This window comes from Aquibacillus halophilus (assembly GCF_009649745.1).
Classification (GTDB): domain Bacteria; phylum Bacillota; class Bacilli; order Bacillales; family Amphibacillaceae; genus Aquibacillus; species Aquibacillus halophilus.
In genome coordinates, this window is sequence record NZ_WJNG01000007.1 from 311,102 (window position 1) to 331,487 (window position 20,386).

Here is a 20,386-nt window from a genome sequence, read left to right on the forward strand (position 1 = left end):
TATAGAATTGCGTCAGTTAGCTTATAAATAAAGAAAAATGCCTAATATTAAGGTCAAAAAGATGTTCTATTACAAATCAATGTGCAATTTTACTTTTTCTAACCTATAATAGGTAAGGTAACCAATGATTAGTAACTAAAGGAGTATTTACATGGACAACCATTTATTTAAACAATATTCACTGCAACCCATTATTAATGATGTCATTGATAAATTGGGTTTTCATGAACCAACAGCAATTCAACAGAAAGTAATACCAGCCGCCCTTAGAGGTGAGAGTGTAATTGGACAGTCCCAAACTGGCTCTGGTAAAACACACTCGTATTTGCTTCCACTGTTCAGCAAATTAAACGAGTCAAATAAAAAAGTTCAGTTTGTAGTGACAGCACCTACAAGGGAATTAGCTATGCAAATTTTTGATGAAGTGAAAAAAGTTATTAGTTTAGCCGAGAAAGATGGGGTTTGGACAGCAAAGTTATTTATTGGTGGAATAGATAAAAAGCGTCAAATTGAAAAAATGAAGGAGCAACCGCAAATCGTGGTTGGTACGCCTGGAAGAATTTTAGATCTTATTGAAGATGGTGCCTTAGATATTTATTCTGCAGGTTCATTTGTAGTGGATGAGGCAGACTTAATGTTGGATTTAGGCTTTATGAAAGAAGTAGACCAAATTCTAGTTCGTGCTCAATCTAATATTCAGTTAATGGTATTCTCCGCAACAATACCTGAGCGATTGCAGCCATTTTTAAAGAAATATTTACAAAATCCTGCTTACTTTAAAATGAATGATCAGCTGTCTCCTGAGACGATGGAGCACAGGTTGGTACCCTTAAGACATCGTGATGTCTCAGAAATGGTCTACAGAATTTCCGGAGCCATTCAGCCCTATCTGGCAATAATTTTTACTAATGGGAAGGAACTTGCTAACGAGTTAGCGAAAGAGTTAACTGAAAAAGGAATGGAAGTAGGTCTTATTCACGGAGGGCTTACACCTAGAGAGCGAAAAAGAGTGCTTAAGGATATACAGGCTTTACGATATCAATTTATTGTTGCAACAGATCTTGCTGCGAGGGGAATCGACATAAAGGGTGTAAGCCATATCATAAATGCCCAAATGCCAAAAGAGGAAGAGTTCTATATCCACAGAGTTGGCCGTACCGCTAGGGCTGGAATGGAAGGCACAGCAATTACTCTCTATAAAGATGAAGATTTACAATTAATAGAGCGGTTAGAGAAAAAAGGATTAACTTTCGAAAGCTATGATATAAAAAATGGCGAGTGGATTGAATCAAAAGCATGGAATGAACGTAAGCAAAGAAAGAAAAAAGACTCTGATACTGAAACACAGGCATGGAGAAAGGTCCATAGACCAAATAAGGTTAAACCTGGATATAAGAAAAAGATGAAAAGGGAACAAATAAAACACAAGAAAAAGATAAATCGGGATAAAAAGAAGTAGTAAAAGGTTTTACGCTAGGAAGAGGATTGATTTCTATTTTTTTCAATCCTAATTAGTATAAATGGTACAGAATTATATGGTAAAATCATGGAAAACGTAAGAGAGAGGTGCAAAAATTGAAAATAGGTTCACATGTATCAATGAGTGGGAAAAATATGCTGTTGGGATCGAGTGAAGAAGCTGCTTCTTATGGTTCGAATGTATTTATGATTTATACTGGAGCACCGCAAAATACCAGAAGACGCCCCATTGAGGAGTTAAATATAGAATTAGGGCATGAACACATGAAAGAACATAAAATGGAAGAAATAGTTGTCCATGCCCCTTACATTATTAATATAGGTAATTCTAGTAAGAAGGCAACATTTGAATTAGGTGTTAACTTCTTAAGAAGTGAAATAGAACGTACGGAAGCTCTCGGAGCTGGCCAAATAGTACTTCATCCAGGTTCACATGTTGGAGAGGGCGCAGACAAAGGCATTACAAAAATTATTGAAGGTTTAAATGAAGTGCTCCACTCCGAGCAAAAGGTTCAAATTGCTTTAGAGACAATGGCAGGTAAAGGAACCGAGATAGGACGTTCTTTTGAAGAATTGGCACGAATATTTGATGGAGTAAAATTTAATGATAAATTGTCTATATGTCTAGATACCTGCCATATACATGATGCGGGCTATGATATTGTTAATGATTTTGATGGTGTATTGGAGCAATTCGATAAAATTATCGGAATCGATAGACTCAAAGTAATTCATGTTAATGATAGTAAAAATGAACGAGGCGCACATAAAGATAGACATGAAAATATTGGTTTTGGTCATATAGGATTTGATGCACTTAATTATATTGTTCATCATCCACAACTCTCAGCATTACCTAAAATACTGGAAACGCCTTATGTAGGAGAAGACAAAAAATCAAAAAAACCTCCGTATAAATTTGAGATCGAAATGCTTAAAAGTAATAACTTTATAACAGATTTAAAAGAAAAAATAGTAAGCCAATAAGAAAAAATACTTATAAGTCAATGCTTATAAGTATTTTTTTATTTAAACCATGACTCCACCCCATATTGCTTAATAAGCTTTCCAAAAAGCTTCTGTGCTTTTTGGGCTGTTTTAATATCTGTAATTTGAGCTAGCTTTTTAAACATTTTCATACGGTCTTTTTCGTTAATTGGATTTAAACTAGTCTTTGAAAGGTAAGAAGCAATATCTTCAGCTTGTTTGTTTGTCAAACTAATTCCGTATTCATTACCATGTGTGATTAATTCTTTAGCGCTAACATTTCTTAATTTTTTTAATAGTAGTTGATTCGCAAAATTACTCATCTCAATCTCCCTTGGTTAGTATGGTACTACTAATGTATGAATGAATTAATTTTGTGTTAATGAAAATTGATCAAATATATAAATGTTTATTGTTTGCAAATAAAGGAAACCTTAGTTAATATACAAAGCTGTAGGCTTTATGAGTGTTTGCTTAATTTGGAAGGATGGTTTTTAGATGAAAAAGATAAAATCTGGACGGTATTTAATTTTATTAGTAGTAGTAATGTTACTAACTGGTACCGGAATATATATCACTCAATATAAAAATCAATATGAAACCTTAACGGCAGAAAATGAACAACTAATACAGGAAAATAATAAACTAGAAGCTCAACGAGATTATCTTCAAACAAGTACAGTGGAAAGTGAAGACACCGGATACTACAAGTGGCCTGAAATAGTGCGAAAAGCAGATGTTCTCGTAGAAGAAAGTGACGAGGAATTTAAAATGTCATGGGCATTATACCTGGTTAAAGAAGCAGAGCGATATAATATTGATCCATACCTGGTTTATGAACTTCTAAAGGTTGAAACAGGTGGAACGTTCAATCCTGAATTAGTCGGACCTGATACAGTATATGGGAATGCATATGGAATGTCACAGTTTATGAAGAATACAGCTCCATGGATTGCAGAGATGGGTGAACTACCTTATGAAGATGATTTATTGTTCGATCCTTATTACTCTATTCAGTTGTCACTAATTTACTTAGACTTTTTGCACAATGAATATGGAAATTGGAATGAAGCATTAACTGCTTATCATCGTGGTATGGCAGGATTAGAGCAATATAAAGAGGAGAACGGTCATGCCAAAAGTGACTATGCCAAAAGGATACAAAATAACGCAGAGGAATATAAATCACTAGCGCTTAATTAATGGTAATATGTCTCTGTTTTTGCGAAATCTACCTCGTAATAAATTCTTTATTGTCCATAGACTATAAAGGCACCTCGATAATGAAAGTGAGGGTTTAAAATGGACGAATCGTATCGTAATGAAAGAAACGAGGAAGTCGAAAAAGCCCCTAACTTTGGGGGAGAAGAGCCTGATGTAGTATCAGCTAGACAACAAGGGGCAGAGAACGTACCTCCTATTGTTGAAGATGAAGAGCTTTATTCCCTTGATGAAGCTTATAAAGAGGAGTTTGGTCAAGAATTAACCGCAAACGAATTCAATAGACCAATCACATCAACAGAGCAAGAAACTGAAATGAAGTCTGAGGTTAAAACTGGATTTGGGTGGCTTGCTGTCATTCTGGCAGTATTATCATTTTTTGTAATGCCAATCATATTTGGTGCTGCTGGGATAATTTTTGGTTTCGTATCCAGAGGTCGAGGTGCAGATACTCTTGGTAACACAGCGATTATTGCTGGTGCAATTTCCATCGTAATCACTTTGTTCGTGGCACCTTTTGTATAGTTAGTCAAAAAGCTGGTCCGTTATTTAAACGGACCAGCTTTTTCTTGTTAAACTTCTTGTTTTTCTTCTTCAGCTTTTTTAGCAAAATATTCTTCGGCTATTTTATCAATTTCTTTTTTAAGCTCTTCTACCATCGTTTCTTCTGGAACTTTTCTAATAATTTCACCATGTCTGAAAAGTAATCCTTCCCCTCGAGCACCAGCTATGCCTATGTCAGCCTCCCGTGCTTCTCCAGGACCATTAACAGCACATCCTAATACAGCTACTTTAATAGGTGCCTTAATAGTAGAAATATACTCTTCAACCTCATTAGCAATTTTGATTAAATCAATTTCAATTCTTCCACAGGTAGGACATGAAATTAAAGTAGCTGCATTGGAGGATAGTCCGAACGTTTTTAGTAACTCCCTAGCTACTTTAATTTCTTCAACAGGATCAGCACTCAATGATATTCTCATTGTGCTACCAATACCTTTACTTAGTATAGCACCCATACCGGCAGCACTCTTTATACTACCAGCAAATAGTGTTCCTGACTCTGTAATGCCTAAATGAAGTGGGTAATCAATTACTTCAGCAGCTTTTTCATAGGCTTCTATTGCTAGACCTACATCAGATGCTTTAAGGGAAACAACAATATCATAAAAGTCTAATTCTTCTAAGATTTTTATGTGGTGTAGCGCACTTTCAACCATACCATCTGCAGTTGGATATCCATACTTTTCTAATATGTGTCTCTCTAAGGAACCTGCATTGACGCCAATTCTAATCGGTATCCCTTTTGCTTTGGCAGCATTCACAACAGCTTCTACTTTATCTCGCTTTCCAATATTACCTGGGTTAATTCTTATTTTATCTGCTCCACCTTCAATAGCTTTGAGGGCGAGTTTATAATTAAAATGTATATCAACAACCAAAGGGATATTTATTCGTTTTTTAATTTCTGGAATAGCGTTAGCTGCGCGCTCATCTGGACATGCTACACGTACTATTTGACAACCGGCTTCCTCTAGACGAAGAATCTCTTTAACAGTTGCCTCAACATCATGTGTCTTAGTTGTAGCCATAGACTGGATTACAACTTCATTTTTCCCACCGACCATAACGTTTCCTACCTTAACAGGTCGTGTGTTTTTTCTGTGTGTTAAAGCCATAAATTAATCGCTCCTTTATTTTCGCGAAAGTGGTAATCTATTAAGTACCACTGTTCATTATAATGGTAATAGTAATAAATGAGAAGTATCAAACCTTAAATAATAATAATTTTTAAGGTAAATTTTTATAAACTGGAAATAAATAATCCATATTAGGTTTAATTTGATGTGGATCAACATCCGGGTTCAAAATTTGGAAATCTTGGATTATTTGATTCATTTGTACGGACGACTGCTCTTCATTAAATTCCTCAACAATAGATAAGACGGTATCTCCAGGTATCACAGTATATGGTTTAACATAATATCTGTCTGTCTCTTTTGGGTGTTGCGGAACCTGGGTGTCTGATTCTTGCTCGTCATTTTCGTTCTTTTTAACTTCTTCTTGTTCCATAATGATTTTCTCCTGTATAATTGTACCTACCGTTAAGTCTTTAAAAATACTGATGAAGAATAATATTATAAATACTGTAAGGCATATTTTTTTAAATAAACCCATTGTTTTATTTGCCTCCTTAGTATTATGTTATATATAACTTCTACACTTTTAAGAAAAACCTTTTTTTTTTATGAAACTAAAACAAAGTATCTTTCGTAATACAGACAGAGGATGTAAGGAGAGGTGATTCAAGTGGCAAGTTTTTCTGGTGATTGGATAAGTTTCATTATTGTTGGTTTGGGTACATTATTTCTAATTGGTGAGCTCTTAGTCAATATGAAGGGTTTCTTTGGGTTAATAGGATTAAGTTTTATCACCGTTTATTTTCTATCTTATCTCGATCCTGGAATGTTTTTCGTGATGATGAGTATATATTTTCTGGGCCTAATTCTAATAATTATTGATGGGAAATTACTAAATGATGGTACACTTGCAACAATTGGTGCTGTGTGTATGATACTCTCGGTAGGCTTAAGCTCACCAAACTGGATTGCAGGTCTCTATGCAGTAATTGGTGTAATTATTGGTGGAGTTTGTTCGTTGTTCTTCTTAAAAGTTTTCAAAAGAAGAGATATGTGGACAAAACTTACATTATCTGACCAACTAACCAGTGATAAAGGATATAATACTATGAACAAAACTTATTCTGAATTAATCAATAAAGAAGGAATAACAGTTACTGATATGCGCCCAGTCGGAACCATTCGAATCGAAAATAATGACTATAGTGCAATTACAAATGGTCAGTGGATTGAACGTGGGTCCAAGATAAACGTGACTCTTGTAGATGGTACTAAAATCCTAGTATCAAAACTCGAAAGTAATACAAAATAACTTTATAGATTATAAGTACTGTTTTTTTATATAGAAACAGTACTTTTTTAATTCTGAAAATATAAAAAATGTCATTTTCACACAGGTTTTTGTAAATTTAGTGTAAATTATATCGAAAATTCTTTACAAATGCTTCACATCTAATTAATAATGAAAAAGGCATTCTTAATAATTTATGCATAATTTTTCTGGATGAAGGGATGAACTCCATTGGAGATTAATGTACAGGACTTGATATTTGAATTTGTCGGCGGACTTGGAATTTTTCTACTAGGATTAAAATTCATGGGAGATGGACTCCAAAAGTCAGCTGGTGACAGACTTAGAGACATTTTAGATCGCTTTACTTCAAACCCATTTATGGGAGTGTTAGCTGGAATTATCGTTACTATTTTAATTCAAAGTAGTTCCGGGACAACAGTATTAACAGTAGGATTGGTAAATGCCGGATTTATGACTCTGAGACAATCGATTGGTGTTATCATGGGAGCTAATATCGGGACGACCGTCACAGCTTTCATCATTGGTTTTGATCTTGGTGCCTATTCACTACCAATAATGGCAATAGGGGCATTTATGTTATTTTTCTTTAAGAGTAATAAGATCTCTTATTTGGGCCAAACGATATTTGGTTTCGGTTCATTGTTCTATGGTTTGGAATTAATGAGTGGTGGCATGAAACCATTACGAGATGTACAAGCATTTCAGGACTTGACAGTTAGCATGAGTGATAATCCAATTCTAGGAGTTGTAATTGGTACGTTATTTACATTCATTGTTCAGAGTTCAAGTGCTACAATTGGTATCTTACAAGGACTGTATGATCAAGGAGCGATTGAACTTACAGCAGCACTACCAGTTCTTTTTGGTGATAATATTGGTACAACCATTACAGCAATCTTGGCTTCAATTGGAGCGAGTATTGCAGCCAAGCGTGCAGCTTTTACTCACGTGATATTTAATGTAATAGGTACTACGATATTCCTGATATTTTTAGGGTTTTATACGGACTTTGTAGTATTTTTACAGGGTGCATTTAATTTAAATGCTGAAATGACAATAGCTTTTGCACATGGTTCTTTTAATATTGCAAACACAGCTATTCAATTTCCATTTATAGCAGGATTGGCATTTATTGTGACAAAATTAATACCAGGTGAAGATGTCATCGTAGAGTACAAGCCAAAGCATTTGGATCCTATATTTATTCAACAATCACCATCTGTTGCACTTGATCAAGCTAAAGAAGAAGTTATTCGAATGGGTGAATATGCATATAAAGGGCTTGAGGAAGCGAGCTTTTATCTGAACAATCAGAATCAAAAACATGCAGATATGGCTTTACAAATTGAGGGTGCTTTAAATAATTTGGACAGAGAGATAACTGATTACTTAGTGCAACTCTCAGGTACCTCGTTTACAGAAGCAGAGAGTACTAAACACTCCGCCTTGATTGACTCGGTTAGAGATATTGAAAGAATTGGAGATCATTTTGAAAATATAGTAGAGCTTGTTGACTATAAAATTTCAAATAAGGTTATTATTACTGAGCAAGCACAAGCAGATTTGAATGATATGTTTGATTTAACGCTCATCACTGTAAAACAGGCAATAAAGGCATTAGGTGAAATGAATCGTGAAGAGGCGTTAGAAGTTGTACAAAAAGAAGAACAAATTGATCAAATGGAAAGAGCTTATCGTAAAAAACATATTATTAGACTAAATGAAGGTGCATGTACTGGACCATCCGGTATAGTATTTGTAGACATTTTAAGTAATTTAGAACGTATTGGTGATCATTCACTTAATATTGCAGAAGAAGTATTGGGAGAAAAGACATAAAAAAAGAGCCGACGGCTCTTTTTTTATGTCTGAATAATACTGTTAGTATGGTGTAGAAATAGGTTAAGTTACAAACTACTGTTAAAAAAAATGATAAAACCCTTGAATGCAATCTGTGTACGTGCTATATTATTTTTGTTGCTTGTTTTTAAAGCTAGGAAATGATGTTGACAGTATCCCTAATACATGTTATATTATATTTCGTCGCTTAAGTCTTAACCGAAATTTTCTAAAGAAACAAGCAAAAAAAATGAAGTAACTATTATTCCACAGTAGCTCAGTGGTAGAGCAATCGGCTGTTAACCGATCGGTCGTAGGTTCGAGTCCTACCTGTGGAGCCATACTATGGCGGTGTAGCTCAGCTGGCTAGAGCGTACGGTTCATACCCGTGAGGTCGTGGGTTCGACTCCCTCCGCCGCTACCAATTGAATAAATGTAATTAATGGCGATCGTGGCGAAGGGGTTAACGCACCGGATTGTGATTCCGGCATACGTGGGTTCAATTCCCATCGGTCGCCCCATTTTTTTAATAGGGACCCTTAGCTCAGTTGGTTAGAGCTATCGGCTCATAACCGATCGGTCGCAGGTTCGAGTCCTGCAGGGTCCACCATTTTTAAAACTATATACGGAGGAATACCCAAGTCTGGCTGAAGGGATCGGTCTTGAAAACCGACAGGGGCTTCGCGGCTCGCGGGGGTTCGAATCCCTCTTCCTCCTCCATTTGGCTCGGTAGCTCAGTCGGTAGAGCAACGGACTGAAAATCCGTGTGTCGGCGGTTCGATTCCGTCCCGAGCCACTTTAAAGAACAAGCAAATATTGCTTGTTCTTTTGTTTTGGTTAAAATATTAAAAAATGTTGAAATGATAGTTTAAATAAAACACAGCTTGGGAACATATATATAAGTAGTTGATTTTCAAAGCATAAATGTTGCATGAATTACCCCGCTTTGATAATCTTGGATTAATTGGAATAACGTTACATTTTATGTGCGTTTTTCTTACATAACCATAAAGGAGGAATTGAAATGGCTAAATTTGAATTACCAGAATTGCCTTATGCATATGATGCATTAGAGCCTTATATCGATAAGGAAACAATGAACATCCACCATACAAAGCACCACAACACGTATGTGACGAAACTAAATGGTGCGTTAGAAGGGCATGCTGACTTAGAAGGTAAATCTCTAGAAGATTTATTATCAGATCTGAACAGCTTGCCTGAATCTATCCGTACTGCTGTTCGTAATAATGGTGGAGGCCATGCAAACCATAGTTTATTTTGGAGCATTCTTTCTCCAAATGGTGGAGGAGAACCTTCAGGTGAACTCGGAAGTAAGATTGAAGAAAAATTCGGCAGTTACGATAAGTTTAAAGAAGAATTTGCCAATGCTGCTACTGGTCGATTTGGTTCTGGTTGGGCATGGTTAATTGTGGATAACGGACAATTAGAAATTACTAGCACTCCAAATCAAGATACTCCTGTTATGGAGGGTAAAAAACCTATTCTTGGTCTTGATGTTTGGGAGCATGCATATTATCTGAAGTATCAAAACAAACGCCCTGATTACATTTCAGCTTTCTGGAATGTTGTTAATTGGGATGAAGTATCAAATCGCTATCAAGCTGCAAAATAAATACAGTTTACGAAGAAGATTCTTAGTTATAGCTAAGGATCTTCTTTTTTGTAGTATTCAAACATTTGATTCTCCTGAATATCTCGATGTAATTTGAAAATAATATATCGTAGATAGATAAAGGAGTCGGGAGATATGAAAAAAGGTTTAAATTTGCTTTTAGGAGACATTAAAATAGATAGAGATCTGAAATTGTTATTAACTATAGGTGGGCTTTATGCGCTAGCTACCTTTCTCTCTAATACATTTGTAAATATCTACTTATGGAAGCAATCCGGTGAGTATATCGCCATTGCACAATACAATTTGTCCATTTTCATTATGCAGCCTCTTACATTTATCTTAGCAGGAAGATGGGCTAAAAAGGTTGACCGAGTAATTGTATTACGATTAGGGGTCATTTTTTTATCCCTTTTTTTCATGACTGTTTTGATTGTCGGAGAAAATGCAGCTACATATAATATGTTACTTGGTGGTCTGCTTGGGATCGGATTTGGCTTTTATTGGCTTGCTTTCAATGTACTGACTTTTGAAGTAACTGAACCCGAGACAAGAGATTTTTTTAATGGTTTTTTAGGACTAATGCAATCCTTTGGAGGGATGATAGGTCCAATTTTGGCAGGGTTTATTATCTCAAGAATGGATAATTTTCAAGGCTATACAATCATATTTACAATATCTTTTGCATTATTTTTATTAGCGGTTGTTTGTACCATGTTTTTAAAACGACGATCCGCAAAAGGAAATTTTTCATTTAGAAGAATAATTCAAGAAAGAAAAAACAACAAGGATTGGAAACGGATTCTATATGCCCATACTTTCCAGGGTCTAAGGGAAGGGGTGTTTGTATTTGTCATATCTGTTTGGGTATTTGTTACTACACAGAGTGAGCTAGCCTTAGGAACTTTTAATTTAGTATTTTCTGGCTTTTCTTTTGTGTTTTATTTTCTAGCTGCAAAGTATATTAAGCATAGGATGAGAAAATGGGGAATTTTCATTGGAGGGTTATCTCTTTACTTGTCAGTATTTATAATTATATTTCACATGAATTATACAACACTACTGATTTACGCAGCAATAATTGGATTTTCATATCCAATACTCTTTGTACCATATCTTTCAATGACCTTTGATGTAATCGGGAAAGCATGGAAGGCCGCTGAAATGAGAATTGAATATATTGTTGTTAGGGAATTATTTGTAAATATAGGTAGGGTATCTTCAATTATTCTGTTTTTAATTACCGTAAGCATATTTGATGCTGAAACGGCTATTCCTTATCTTTTCATGGTAATTGGTGCTGGTCACTTTGTCATTTATTTCTTTATAAAAGATATAAACCTTAAAGGAGTTAGTTATGATGAGAGTGTTAGTTCCAACAAAGGATTAGTTGATAACAAGAATAGATGAAATTATGTATAGTAGGCGCAAATAATAGATGATATACTTAATGTAGTTTGTAATTAAAGGGGGAACACTGAATGGGAAAGAAAAAAAAGAAAAGAACACAGCTTCCCTTTCGTTTAAATATATTATTTTTAATTGTTTTTGCTTTATTTTCTATATTAATTTTACAACTTGGTGTAGTTCAAATATTGAATGGGGAAGAAGCACAAGAAGAGATAGATAAAACAGTAAATACAAGTTCTAAAATATCGGTGCCAAGAGGCAAAATGTATGATCGATTTGGTAGAATAATCTTAGATAATGAACCACTTCGGGCAATAACTTACACTCCTCCTAAGGGTGGAGATACAGCAGATGACCGCTTAGATATTGCAAAAAAACTAGCTGAATTTATCGTTATTGGTGAAAATACTGATGAATCAAATGAATTAAATGAAATGGTCAAGGAGAGAGACAAAAAAGAATATTGGTATTTGCTAAACAAGAGTGAAGTTCGAGACCGCTTAACACCAGAACAATTGGAATTAAGTAACTCCGAGCAATATCAAGAAATGCTTGAAGAAATAACAACTGAAGATTTAGCTGAATTGGATTGGTCAGATTCACTTTTAAATATTATAGCAATCAAAAAAGAACTAGATAAGGCTTATGAGTTATCACCCCACGTAATTAAAGGTGAAGATGTCACCGAAGAAGAGTATGCAAAGGTATCCGAACATCTATACGATCTACCAGGTATTGATGCTTCGATAGACTGGAAAAGAAAAGTAGTTTATGGTAGTACCTTTAGAAGTTATATTGGAGGAATAACCTCATCAAATGAAGGTATCCCTAGTGAGAATAGAGACTTCTATCTAACTCGAGGTTACAGTCGTAACGATCGGGTCGGTGAAAGTGGATTAGAGCAACAATACGAGAGTATCTTACGGGGACGAAAAGAAGTGGTTCAATATACTACTGATAAATCAGGGAATATTGTTGGTTCCGAACCAGTTGTTGACGGCCAACGAGGAAGCGATTTAATATTGACCATTGATATGGAGCTACAACAAGCTGTCGATCAAATTGTTCAAGAGGAATTACAAACAGCAGTGGAAAAACATCCATATCAGAACAGATATTTAGAGGATGCTTTAGTTGCAATGATGAATCCAAAAACTGGTGAAGTTTTAGCGTTGTCAGGAGTAAGGCATAATAAAGAGACAAATGAATATGAAGATCATTCATTCCGGGTTATCTATGATGCCCACCGCCCAGGTTCAGCGATTAAAGGGGCTTCTGTGCTAGCGGGTTTAGATTCTGGAGTTATCTATCCAGGAGAACCTATTTATGATACATGTGTTAAGATTGCAGGAACACAACCTAAATGTTCTTGGATGAATTTAGGGTCAATTAATGATATTAACGCTCTCAAGCGCTCTTCCAACGTATATATGTTCCATATAGCGATGCGAATGGGTGGAGGAGTATATCGACATAATGATAAATTAAGAGGTTTTGATGATGATGGTTTTAGACTTATGCGAAACTATTTTAGTCAGTTTGGCTTAGGTGTGGAAACAGGTATTGATTTACCATATGAAGGAACTGGTTTCAAAGGGGATATTGAATTTAATGCTGCTGGTAAATTGATGGACTTTAACATTGGCCAGTTTGATACATTTACAACCCTTCAATTAGCTCAATATGCGTCAACAATTGCAAATGACGGCTATCGAGTTCGACCACATCTATTAAAAGAAGTGAGACAGCCTGTAGCCGATAAAAATGAACTTGGGCCAATAGCTCAATCAGTAAATACAGAGGTATTAAATAAGATTGAAATGGATGACGGATATATCGATCGTGTTCAAGAAGGCTTTAGAAGAGTTATGCAAGAAAATCAGGGTACTGCTGTTAATTACTTTGGAGAAGCACCCTATAACTCTTATAAACCTGCTGGGAAAACAGGTACAGCTGAGAATGAGATATATCAAGATGGTAGATTGGTAGCCCATGTAGAAAACCTTAGTTTGGTCGGTTATGCTCCGTACGATGATCCGGAAATTGCATTTGCTATAGTAGTTCCAAACAATGGTATTATTGAAGGCGGTGGCCAGCATCCAATAAACCATATGATAGGTAGAAAAATTTTAGATAAGTATTTTGAATTAAAAGCAGAAAGAGCTAAAAATGGGGTTAACCTAGAACTCAAGCAAGAAGCTGTTCAAGACAAGGATGCAGAAACAGAACAAGAATAATAAGTTAAAATCAAGCCTTGATAACATTCAGTTATCAAGGCTTTTTTATTTCACTATATATCTTAATTTGTTATAGAGAGAGTGTCATAAAGAGTAAATCTCTCTCGAAAGATTTGCACCTAATATATAAAAAGAAATTATTATCTCCATAGTGACATAATATTATTCAAATTTACAATTTCTTTACGTTCCCTTAACTGTAGCTTAAAACTAATTAGTTATGATGTATTTGTAGCTTGTTAAGTCAAGTTAAATACAAAAGCAAATCTTTAGGGGGAACTAGTCAAATGAAGAATTTGAAAGTATTTCTAATAGCTGCACTATTTGTTTTATCTATTGGATTGTTAACAGCATGTGGGACTGAAGAGGAAACAGGACAAAATGAAGACACGACTGAAGAAAATAACACTGCTGAAGGTAAGGAAACTGAAGTAGACAACGAACAAGAACTTTCAGGTGAGATTGCTTTAGATGGATCTTCAACTGTTTTACCGATCATGGAATTCTTGACATATGAATACAACCAAGTGAAGCCTGAAGTTGAAACTGCGCTTAATTCTTCTGGTTCTGGTGGTGGATTTAAGAAGTCTACAGTAGGAGAAATTGACTTTAGTAATGCATCTCGTCCAATTAAAGAAGAAGAAATCGCACTAGCCGGAGAAAATGGAATCGAACTTTATGAACTGGAGCTAGCTTACGATGGATTATCTGTAGTAGTTAGCCAAGAAAATGATTTTCTTGAAAATATAACAATTGATGAATTAAGAGAAATCTTTTTAGCTGAAAGTGGAAAAACAAAGTGGTCTGAAGTTAATTCTGAGTGGCCTGAAGAAGAAATCATAATTTACAGCCCTGGTCATGATTCTGGTACATTTGATTATTTTAATGAAGTAGTTTTAGAAGAAAATCCAATGAGAGAAGGAGAAGGTGTAACACTCTCTGAGGACGACAACACATTAGTAACGGGTATTTCAAGTGATCCATATGCAATCGGATTTTTCGGCTATGCTTACTATATTGCAAATGAAGATACTTTAAAAGTTTTAGGAATTGATAATGGTGATGGAAATCCAGTAAAACCTAATGGAGATACCATTCAAGATGGTTCTTACTCACCTCTTTCTAGACCATTATACACCTACGTGAACGTGGACTATTTGAAAGAGAAGCCGCAAGTACATGACTTTGCTGTCTATGCTTTAGAAAATGCTGGCGCAGCGGCTGAACAAGTAGGATATGTTGCTTTGCCGCAAGAAAAAATTCAGGAACAAATCAATGCAATTAATGAGTTGGCTGGTAAGTAATATTCTTCAAAACTTAATTTAGGATAAGGGTCAACCATTTAAAAAGGTTGACCCAACTCCGGTTTATAGAAAAGGGGTCATTTTGTGGATACACAACAGGAGCAAAACTATTCTGTTCAAGAAATGATAAATCAAAAAAAGAGTAATAAGAGCATCTTTAATACTACAGAGAAAATAGTACCTTTATTTCTTTTGCTTTGTGCAATTATTTCTGTATTAACTACCATAGGAATTTTATTTACTCTGTTAAGAGAATCTGTTACTTTTTTCTCAGATGTTTCATTGGCAGAATTTTATTTAGGCACACAATGGTCCCCTTGGTCTGGAAAATTTGGCGTATTTCCTTTAATTGCTGGAACCTTATTAGTTACCGCTATTGCAACTTGTGTTGCTTTGCCGATCGGAATAGCATCGGCAATTTATCTTAGCGAATATGCAAGTACTAGATCGAGGAAAGTCATCAAACCGATACTAGAAATATTGGCGGGTATTCCAACTGTTGTTTATGGTTTCTTTGCATTAACTTTTGTTACCCCAATTTTACAGGGGATATTCCCAGATTTAAAGATTTTTAACGCTTTAAGTGCAGGTATAGTAGTTGGAATTATGATTACACCTATGATTGCTTCATTATCTGAAGATGCGATGAATGCTGTACCGAATCGTTTGCGTGAAGGGGCATTAGCTCTCGGAGCAACAAAGCTTGAAGTAACATGGAAAGTGATCATCCCAGCGGCTTTATCCGGAATTGTCGCTTCCATTGTCCTTGCTGTTTCTCGTGCACTTGGTGAAACGATGATTGTTACCATTGCTGCTGGTGCTACTCCAAATTTAACGTTTAATCCGATGGAATCTATTCAGACATTAACAGCTTTCATTGTCCAAGGAGCAACAGGAGATACATCATACGGATCTACTATTTATTTTAGTATTTATGCGGTAGGTATTACCTTATTTATTTTCACATTTGCAATGAATTTATTCGCTCAATATATTTCCCGTAGATTTAGGGAGGATTACTAATGCAAACTAATACTTTTTCAATCAATCGGATGAGAAGAAGGGTAATTGTAAATCAAGTTTTTAAATATATTTTTATTTTTTCAATGTCATTAGCATTACTAGCGCTAGCACTACTAATTTATCGAATATTAAACCAAGGATTAGGTTCTTTAAATATAGATTTTCTAAGGCAATTTCCTGCGCCATATCCTGAAAAAGCTGGATTGTTTGCCGGAATTATGGGGTCACTATATCTGATGTTTCTTATAGCACCAATTTCAATTACTATAGGTGTTTCTACAGCATTGTATTTAGAGGAATACGCAGCGAAAAATAAATTTACAAGATTTATTCAAATTAACGTTCAAAATCTAGCGGGTGTTCCCTCAATTGTTTTCGGTTTATTAGGTCTAACATTTTTCGTGTATTTATTCAGTCTTGGATATACCCTAATTGCAGGAGCATTAACGATGAGTTTACTCATTTTGCCAGTTATTGTAGTTGCTTCACAAGAGGCAATACGTGCTGTACCTGAAGATATTAGAGCAGCATCAATTGCAATGGGTGCAACAAAGTGGCAGACAATATGGCGGATTGTTTTACCAGCTTCTATCCCTGGAATTTTAACAGGTTCGATATTAGCTTTATCCCGGGCCATCGGTGAAACAGCTCCACTAATTATTGTAGGTGCAGCAGCAGCAATTTATACGATTCCAGATTCATTGACTTCTAAATACACCGCAATGCCTATACAAATTTATAATTGGACGACTAGACCGCAAGAAGAATGGCAGTATTTAGCTGGAGCAGGAATTATTGTATTATTGATCATCCTTTTATTAATGAACTCCATTGCTATTTGGATCAGAAATAAATTTCAAAGTAGATATTAACAGAAAGAGGGTTTTAACTTATGGGAGTTGCTATGATGGATAAAAAATTCGTAAGTAATATCGTAGAAAATGATGAATATATCTTTAATATTGAAGATTTTAATTTATGGTACGGATCTAATCAGGCCATATATGGAGTTAACTTAACCATACCCAAAAATAAAATTACAGCTGTAATTGGTCCTTCAGGGTGTGGAAAATCAACACTATTAAAGACCTTGAATCGTATGAATGATATGATTCCTGGCGTCAAGACATCAGGTCAAATTTTGTATCAAGATCAAGACATTTTTAGAAAGAAACAAATGGTTGAAGAGTTGCGCACACAGGTTGGGATGGTTTTTCAAAAGCCTAACCCTTTCCCTAAATCTATTTATGAAAACATTGCCTATGGGCCAAGGATTCACGGGATTAAGAAAAAGAAAATTTTAGATGAAATTGTTGAAAAAAGCTTAAGAGGGGCTGCGATTTGGGATGAAGTAAAGGATAGGTTGAATCAAAATGCTTATAGTCTGTCTGGTGGCCAACAGCAAAGAGTATGTATTGCCAGATGCTTAGCAATCGAACCCAATGTACTATTAATGGATGAACCTACTTCAGCTTTAGATCCAATATCTACCTTGAAAATAGAAGAGTTAATTAAGGACTTAAAGGATAAATACACTATTATAATTGTTACTCATAACATGCAACAAGCAGCTAGAATATCAGATAAAACCGCTTTTATGTTAAACGGAGAATTAGTTGAATTTACTGATACCGACACTTTATTTTCGAATCCCAAGGATAAGAGAACAGAAGATTATATTACTGGTCGATTTGGTTAATCAAGAGAGAAGAGGGATATGAATGGCTGCAAGAGGACAATTTCAAGTAGAGCTAGATAAAATAAAAATATTAATTATTGAGTTGGCCCATGGTGCTGAAAAATCATTAAGTCAAGCAGTGGAAGCTCTATATAACTCTGATTTAGAACTGGCAAAGGAAGTTATTGCTTATGACAAATTGCTGGATAAGAAGGATTTAGAAATAAATGAAACAGCAATTTTGCTGATTGCTAAACAACAGCCTGTCGCTTCCGATTTAAGAAGGTTGATTGTCGCCATAAGAATTTCGTCTGATCTTGAGCGTATGGCGGATAATGCCAAAAATATAGCGAAATCGACAATTCACTTAGGAAAGGATCATGGGATAAAGATTCATAGCGAGCTGAAAGATATGAGGGATATTGCATTAAAAATGATTGATTTATCGATAAAAGCTTATGAGAATGAAGATATTACCCTAGCGAGAAAACTAGCTGAACTAGATGATTTGGTTGACGGCATGTATTCTAAAATACTGACTGAGTTATTGGAAGAAACTGCCACAGACCCACAAAAAATTCAACATATTATGCAGATGGCTTTTAGTGGCAGATATATTGAACGGTTTGGAGACCATGCTACAAATATTGGTGAAAATATTATGTATTTGGTAAAAGGAGAATCATTTAATCTAAATTAAATATTGGCCGCAAAGGGAAAAAACTTCCTGCGGCCAATATTTTCGTATATTATTTTTTATTTAAGTTATTTTAAACTTGAAAGATCAGAAATTCACCCAAATCAATCTTGTAGTTTCTTTTATTGGTTTGTAATTGTGTCAGCAATTTCTTTTTCAGACATGCCGTAATTTAGTTTGAACTCACCAACTTGAATCCTTGTACTATAATCGTTCTCAATAAGGTATGTTCTAAACGCTTCTTCATCTTCTATTAGTTGTATGGAGGCCAACTTGTCTATAATTGATTCCAGGCCCATACCTGACTCGATTTCTAGAGTGTGAGTAATATTTTCAGAAGTGGGCTTTTCAACAGTATCTTCCGATTCAAAATCGTCCGCAGGCTCATCAATATCACTAGCTTGGGTCTGATCTTCCTCGTCTTCATCTCCAGTAATTTCTGGTGGCTCTGTCAAAACAAGGTATCCGGAAGATTCAAGTGAAATAATCATTTCTTCTGTAGTCATTTTTACAGATTCAACAGGTTTTTTTAATGTATTATAATAAGTAGCACCCAAAAGTAAGGATGAACAAAGTAATCCTAAAGAAAACGCACGTATTGTTTGTTTCATTATAATTCCTCTATTTCTCAAATGAAAATTGTTTAATAATAGACTGCACATCGTATTCACTCAAATTGGTTTCTTTTGCAATCATTTGGACATCCAGCCCTTTATTATGCAGATGATTAATTTTCCTAAGTAGTGGTGTTTGGTTGTTATGCTTCTCAAAGGTTTCCACTTCACCTAGATTGGTAGTTAATAGCTCTTCTTCTAATATTTTTAACTTCTTTTTCATTTGATACGATTCCTGCATAGTAGATATAGAAAACTGTTCGATTTGATTCTCAATTTGTTTGAATCGATCATTCATGAAAAAAGATAAGATAAATAAAAGTAATGCAATAGTAATGATAGTAACTATAATGTAAATCACTTGTTTCCCTCCATTTAGTTTTCAATATTAGTTATAACATAGTTAGTAAAAACTTAAAACAACTCAGAGAAAAAGTTCTGTTTTTTTCGACAGTATGGAAAAGATAGCTTGAAATTACGAGCTATTTTTGATACTATTATTAAGTCTGAAAATGATAACAAAAAACTAGTTATTATTGATAAAGGTTTGGAGGGATAACCATGCGTGTAAATATCACATTAGCTTGTACTGAAACAGGTGACCGTAATTATATTACAACTAAAAATAAACGTAAACATCCAGAACGTTTAGAGCTTAAAAAATACAGCCCGCGTCTGAAGAAGCAAACGTTACATCGCGAGACTAAGTAAGTTAGTTTTTAAAACTGACAGTAAATGCCTTGCACAAAAACTCTTACCTAAATTTGGTAGGAGTTTTTATTATACTTTTTTTAACTGATTTTTTTATTTCAAGTCTTATTTTAAGGCTGCTTTCCAAAAATATTGTTTTGACAGAATATCTATAAACTGTGTCGTAACTAATATGTTGATTTGCGCTCCGGGCAGTCGCTTTCCGCGGGCAACGCTTCAACTTCCTCGGAAGAATACCACTTCCTGCGGGATTTTCAGCCGTCGCTTTTCCCGCTGGAGTCGACTGCCCTCCGCTTCAATCACCATCATATAAGTGGAGTTATTAACAGTACTAGCGCTGTAAATACACTAAGACTCATAAAAAAATACAAACCTCCACGCAATGATATTTTCAAATTAGTAAGTAGTGAAATTTTATGAAATTAACGTTTCTTGGGGTAACATCTTACTTGAACAGAAAACTACTTTAAGCTTCGGAAAAATGCGACACTCCTATGGGAAAGGAACAGTCTGAAGACCCCGCAACGAGCGTTTTTCTCGTGAGGAGGCTGAAGCGTTCACCATGGAAAGGGAGTGTTTTTCCGAAGCGATGGAT

At 35.2% G+C, this 20,386-nt stretch carries 20 protein-coding genes and 6 tRNA genes; 21 read left to right on the forward strand and 5 right to left on the reverse strand.

Going from position 1 to position 20,386, the window contains the following annotated elements; all coding sequences use genetic code 11:
* Positions 1 to 151: 151 nt before the first annotated feature.
* Together GH741_RS10435 and GH741_RS10440 are read left to right on the forward strand one after the other, a co-directional pair.
* Complete coding sequence (locus GH741_RS10435) at positions 152 to 1,459, forward strand: DEAD/DEAH box helicase (RefSeq protein WP_153736729.1); 1,308 nt, start codon at positions 152 to 154, stop codon at positions 1,457 to 1,459.
* 116 nt (positions 1,460 to 1,575) lie between these two features.
* The gene (locus GH741_RS10440) at positions 1,576 to 2,466 is read left to right on the forward strand and encodes a deoxyribonuclease IV (RefSeq protein ID WP_276608225.1); all 891 of its coding nucleotides are present in this window, start codon (positions 1,576 to 1,578) and stop codon (positions 2,464 to 2,466) included.
* Between the two features lie 38 nt (positions 2,467 to 2,504).
* On the opposite strand, the gene GH741_RS10445 is transcribed toward GH741_RS10440, so the two are convergent.
* Positions 2,505 to 2,789 (reverse strand): DUF2624 family protein, encoded by a 285-nt coding sequence (locus GH741_RS10445; RefSeq protein ID WP_153736730.1) that lies wholly within the window; start codon positions 2,787 to 2,789, stop codon positions 2,505 to 2,507.
* A gap of 175 nt (positions 2,790 to 2,964) precedes the next feature.
* Between GH741_RS10445 and GH741_RS10450 the strand changes: the two genes are divergently transcribed.
* Both GH741_RS10450 and GH741_RS10455 read left to right on the forward strand, forming a co-directional pair.
* Positions 2,965 to 3,669, forward strand: a complete 705-nt coding sequence (locus GH741_RS10450) for a lytic transglycosylase domain-containing protein (protein WP_153736731.1) — start codon at positions 2,965 to 2,967, stop codon at positions 3,667 to 3,669.
* Between the two features lie 99 nt (positions 3,670 to 3,768).
* Complete coding sequence (locus GH741_RS10455) at positions 3,769 to 4,212, forward strand: DUF4190 domain-containing protein (RefSeq protein ID WP_153736732.1); 444 nt, start codon at positions 3,769 to 3,771, stop codon at positions 4,210 to 4,212.
* A 47-nt stretch (positions 4,213 to 4,259) separates the two neighbouring features.
* On the opposite strand, the gene ispG is transcribed toward GH741_RS10455, so the two are convergent.
* Together ispG and GH741_RS10465 are read right to left on the reverse strand one after the other, a co-directional pair.
* Complete coding sequence (gene ispG / locus GH741_RS10460) at positions 4,260 to 5,366, reverse strand: flavodoxin-dependent (E)-4-hydroxy-3-methylbut-2-enyl-diphosphate synthase (protein WP_153736733.1); 1,107 nt, start codon at positions 5,364 to 5,366, stop codon at positions 4,260 to 4,262.
* Between the two features lie 112 nt (positions 5,367 to 5,478).
* Positions 5,479 to 5,760 carry a LysM peptidoglycan-binding domain-containing protein gene (locus GH741_RS10465; protein ID WP_153736734.1) on the reverse strand — a complete coding sequence of 94 codons (282 nt, stop codon included), beginning with the start codon at positions 5,758 to 5,760 and terminating at the stop codon, positions 5,479 to 5,481.
* A gap of 237 nt (positions 5,761 to 5,997) precedes the next feature.
* Here GH741_RS10465 and GH741_RS10470 point away from each other — a divergent pair, with 237 nt between their 5' ends.
* The 16 genes from GH741_RS10470 (at position 5,998) to phoU (ending at position 18,469) form a co-directional block, all read left to right on the forward strand.
* Positions 5,998 to 6,639 (forward strand): NfeD family protein, encoded by a 642-nt coding sequence (locus tag GH741_RS10470; protein ID WP_338079352.1) that lies wholly within the window; start codon positions 5,998 to 6,000, stop codon positions 6,637 to 6,639.
* Between the two features lie 210 nt (positions 6,640 to 6,849).
* Entirely contained in the window at positions 6,850 to 8,481 is a 1,632-nt protein-coding gene (locus tag GH741_RS10475; protein ID WP_153736735.1) for a Na/Pi cotransporter family protein, read from the forward strand.
* 266 nt (positions 8,482 to 8,747) lie between these two features.
* Positions 8,748 to 8,822, forward strand: a tRNA-Asn gene (locus tag GH741_RS10480).
* 6 nt (positions 8,823 to 8,828) lie between these two features.
* Positions 8,829 to 8,905: transfer RNA gene (locus tag GH741_RS10485), tRNA-Met, on the forward strand.
* 21 nt (positions 8,906 to 8,926) lie between these two features.
* Positions 8,927 to 9,002, forward strand: a tRNA-His gene (locus GH741_RS10490).
* Between the two features lie 12 nt (positions 9,003 to 9,014).
* A tRNA-Ile gene (locus tag GH741_RS10495) sits at positions 9,015 to 9,091 on the forward strand.
* 17 nt (positions 9,092 to 9,108) lie between these two features.
* Positions 9,109 to 9,201, forward strand: a tRNA-Ser gene (locus GH741_RS10500).
* 3 nt (positions 9,202 to 9,204) lie between these two features.
* Positions 9,205 to 9,277, forward strand: a tRNA-Phe gene (locus GH741_RS10505).
* Positions 9,278 to 9,505: 228 nt separating this feature from the next.
* Positions 9,506 to 10,117, forward strand: coding sequence for a superoxide dismutase (locus GH741_RS10510; protein ID WP_153736736.1), 612 nt, complete (start codon positions 9,506 to 9,508; stop codon positions 10,115 to 10,117).
* Positions 10,118 to 10,252: 135 nt separating this feature from the next.
* The gene (locus tag GH741_RS10515; protein WP_153736737.1) at positions 10,253 to 11,527 is read left to right on the forward strand and encodes an MFS transporter; all 1,275 of its coding nucleotides are present in this window, start codon (positions 10,253 to 10,255) and stop codon (positions 11,525 to 11,527) included.
* A 71-nt stretch (positions 11,528 to 11,598) separates the two neighbouring features.
* Positions 11,599 to 13,764, forward strand: coding sequence for a peptidoglycan D,D-transpeptidase FtsI family protein (locus GH741_RS10520; RefSeq protein WP_153736738.1), 2,166 nt, complete (start codon positions 11,599 to 11,601; stop codon positions 13,762 to 13,764).
* A 287-nt stretch (positions 13,765 to 14,051) separates the two neighbouring features.
* Entirely contained in the window at positions 14,052 to 15,068 is a 1,017-nt protein-coding gene (locus GH741_RS10525; protein WP_153736739.1) for a PstS family phosphate ABC transporter substrate-binding protein, read from the forward strand.
* 123 nt (positions 15,069 to 15,191) lie between these two features.
* Positions 15,192 to 16,091 (forward strand): phosphate ABC transporter permease subunit PstC, encoded by a 900-nt coding sequence (pstC, locus tag GH741_RS10530; RefSeq protein ID WP_153736848.1) that lies wholly within the window; start codon positions 15,192 to 15,194, stop codon positions 16,089 to 16,091.
* Positions 16,091 to 16,963, forward strand: coding sequence for a phosphate ABC transporter permease PstA (gene pstA, locus GH741_RS10535; protein WP_153736740.1), 873 nt, complete (start codon positions 16,091 to 16,093; stop codon positions 16,961 to 16,963). The genes pstC and pstA overlap by 1 nt, the downstream gene beginning before the upstream one ends.
* A gap of 35 nt (positions 16,964 to 16,998) precedes the next feature.
* Entirely contained in the window at positions 16,999 to 17,790 is a 792-nt protein-coding gene (gene pstB, locus GH741_RS10540; RefSeq protein ID WP_276608226.1) for a phosphate ABC transporter ATP-binding protein PstB, read from the forward strand.
* Between the two features lie 22 nt (positions 17,791 to 17,812).
* Positions 17,813 to 18,469 carry a phosphate signaling complex protein PhoU gene (gene phoU / locus GH741_RS10545; protein ID WP_153736742.1) on the forward strand — a complete coding sequence of 219 codons (657 nt, stop codon included), beginning with the start codon at positions 17,813 to 17,815 and terminating at the stop codon, positions 18,467 to 18,469.
* Positions 18,470 to 18,588: 119 nt separating this feature from the next.
* Here phoU and GH741_RS10550 read toward each other — a convergent pair whose 3' ends face one another.
* A complete protein-coding gene (locus GH741_RS10550) occupies positions 18,589 to 19,077 on the reverse strand; it encodes an endolytic transglycosylase MltG (RefSeq protein ID WP_170287610.1) in 489 nt (162 codons plus the stop codon).
* Positions 19,078 to 19,087: 10 nt separating this feature from the next.
* Entirely contained in the window at positions 19,088 to 19,441 is a 354-nt protein-coding gene (locus GH741_RS10555) for a hypothetical protein (protein WP_240795461.1), read from the reverse strand.
* Between the two features lie 200 nt (positions 19,442 to 19,641).
* Between GH741_RS10555 and rpmG the strand changes: the two genes are divergently transcribed.
* Complete coding sequence (rpmG, locus tag GH741_RS10560) at positions 19,642 to 19,791, forward strand: 50S ribosomal protein L33 (RefSeq protein ID WP_153736744.1); 150 nt, start codon at positions 19,642 to 19,644, stop codon at positions 19,789 to 19,791.
* Positions 19,792 to 20,386 lie beyond the last annotated feature (595 nt).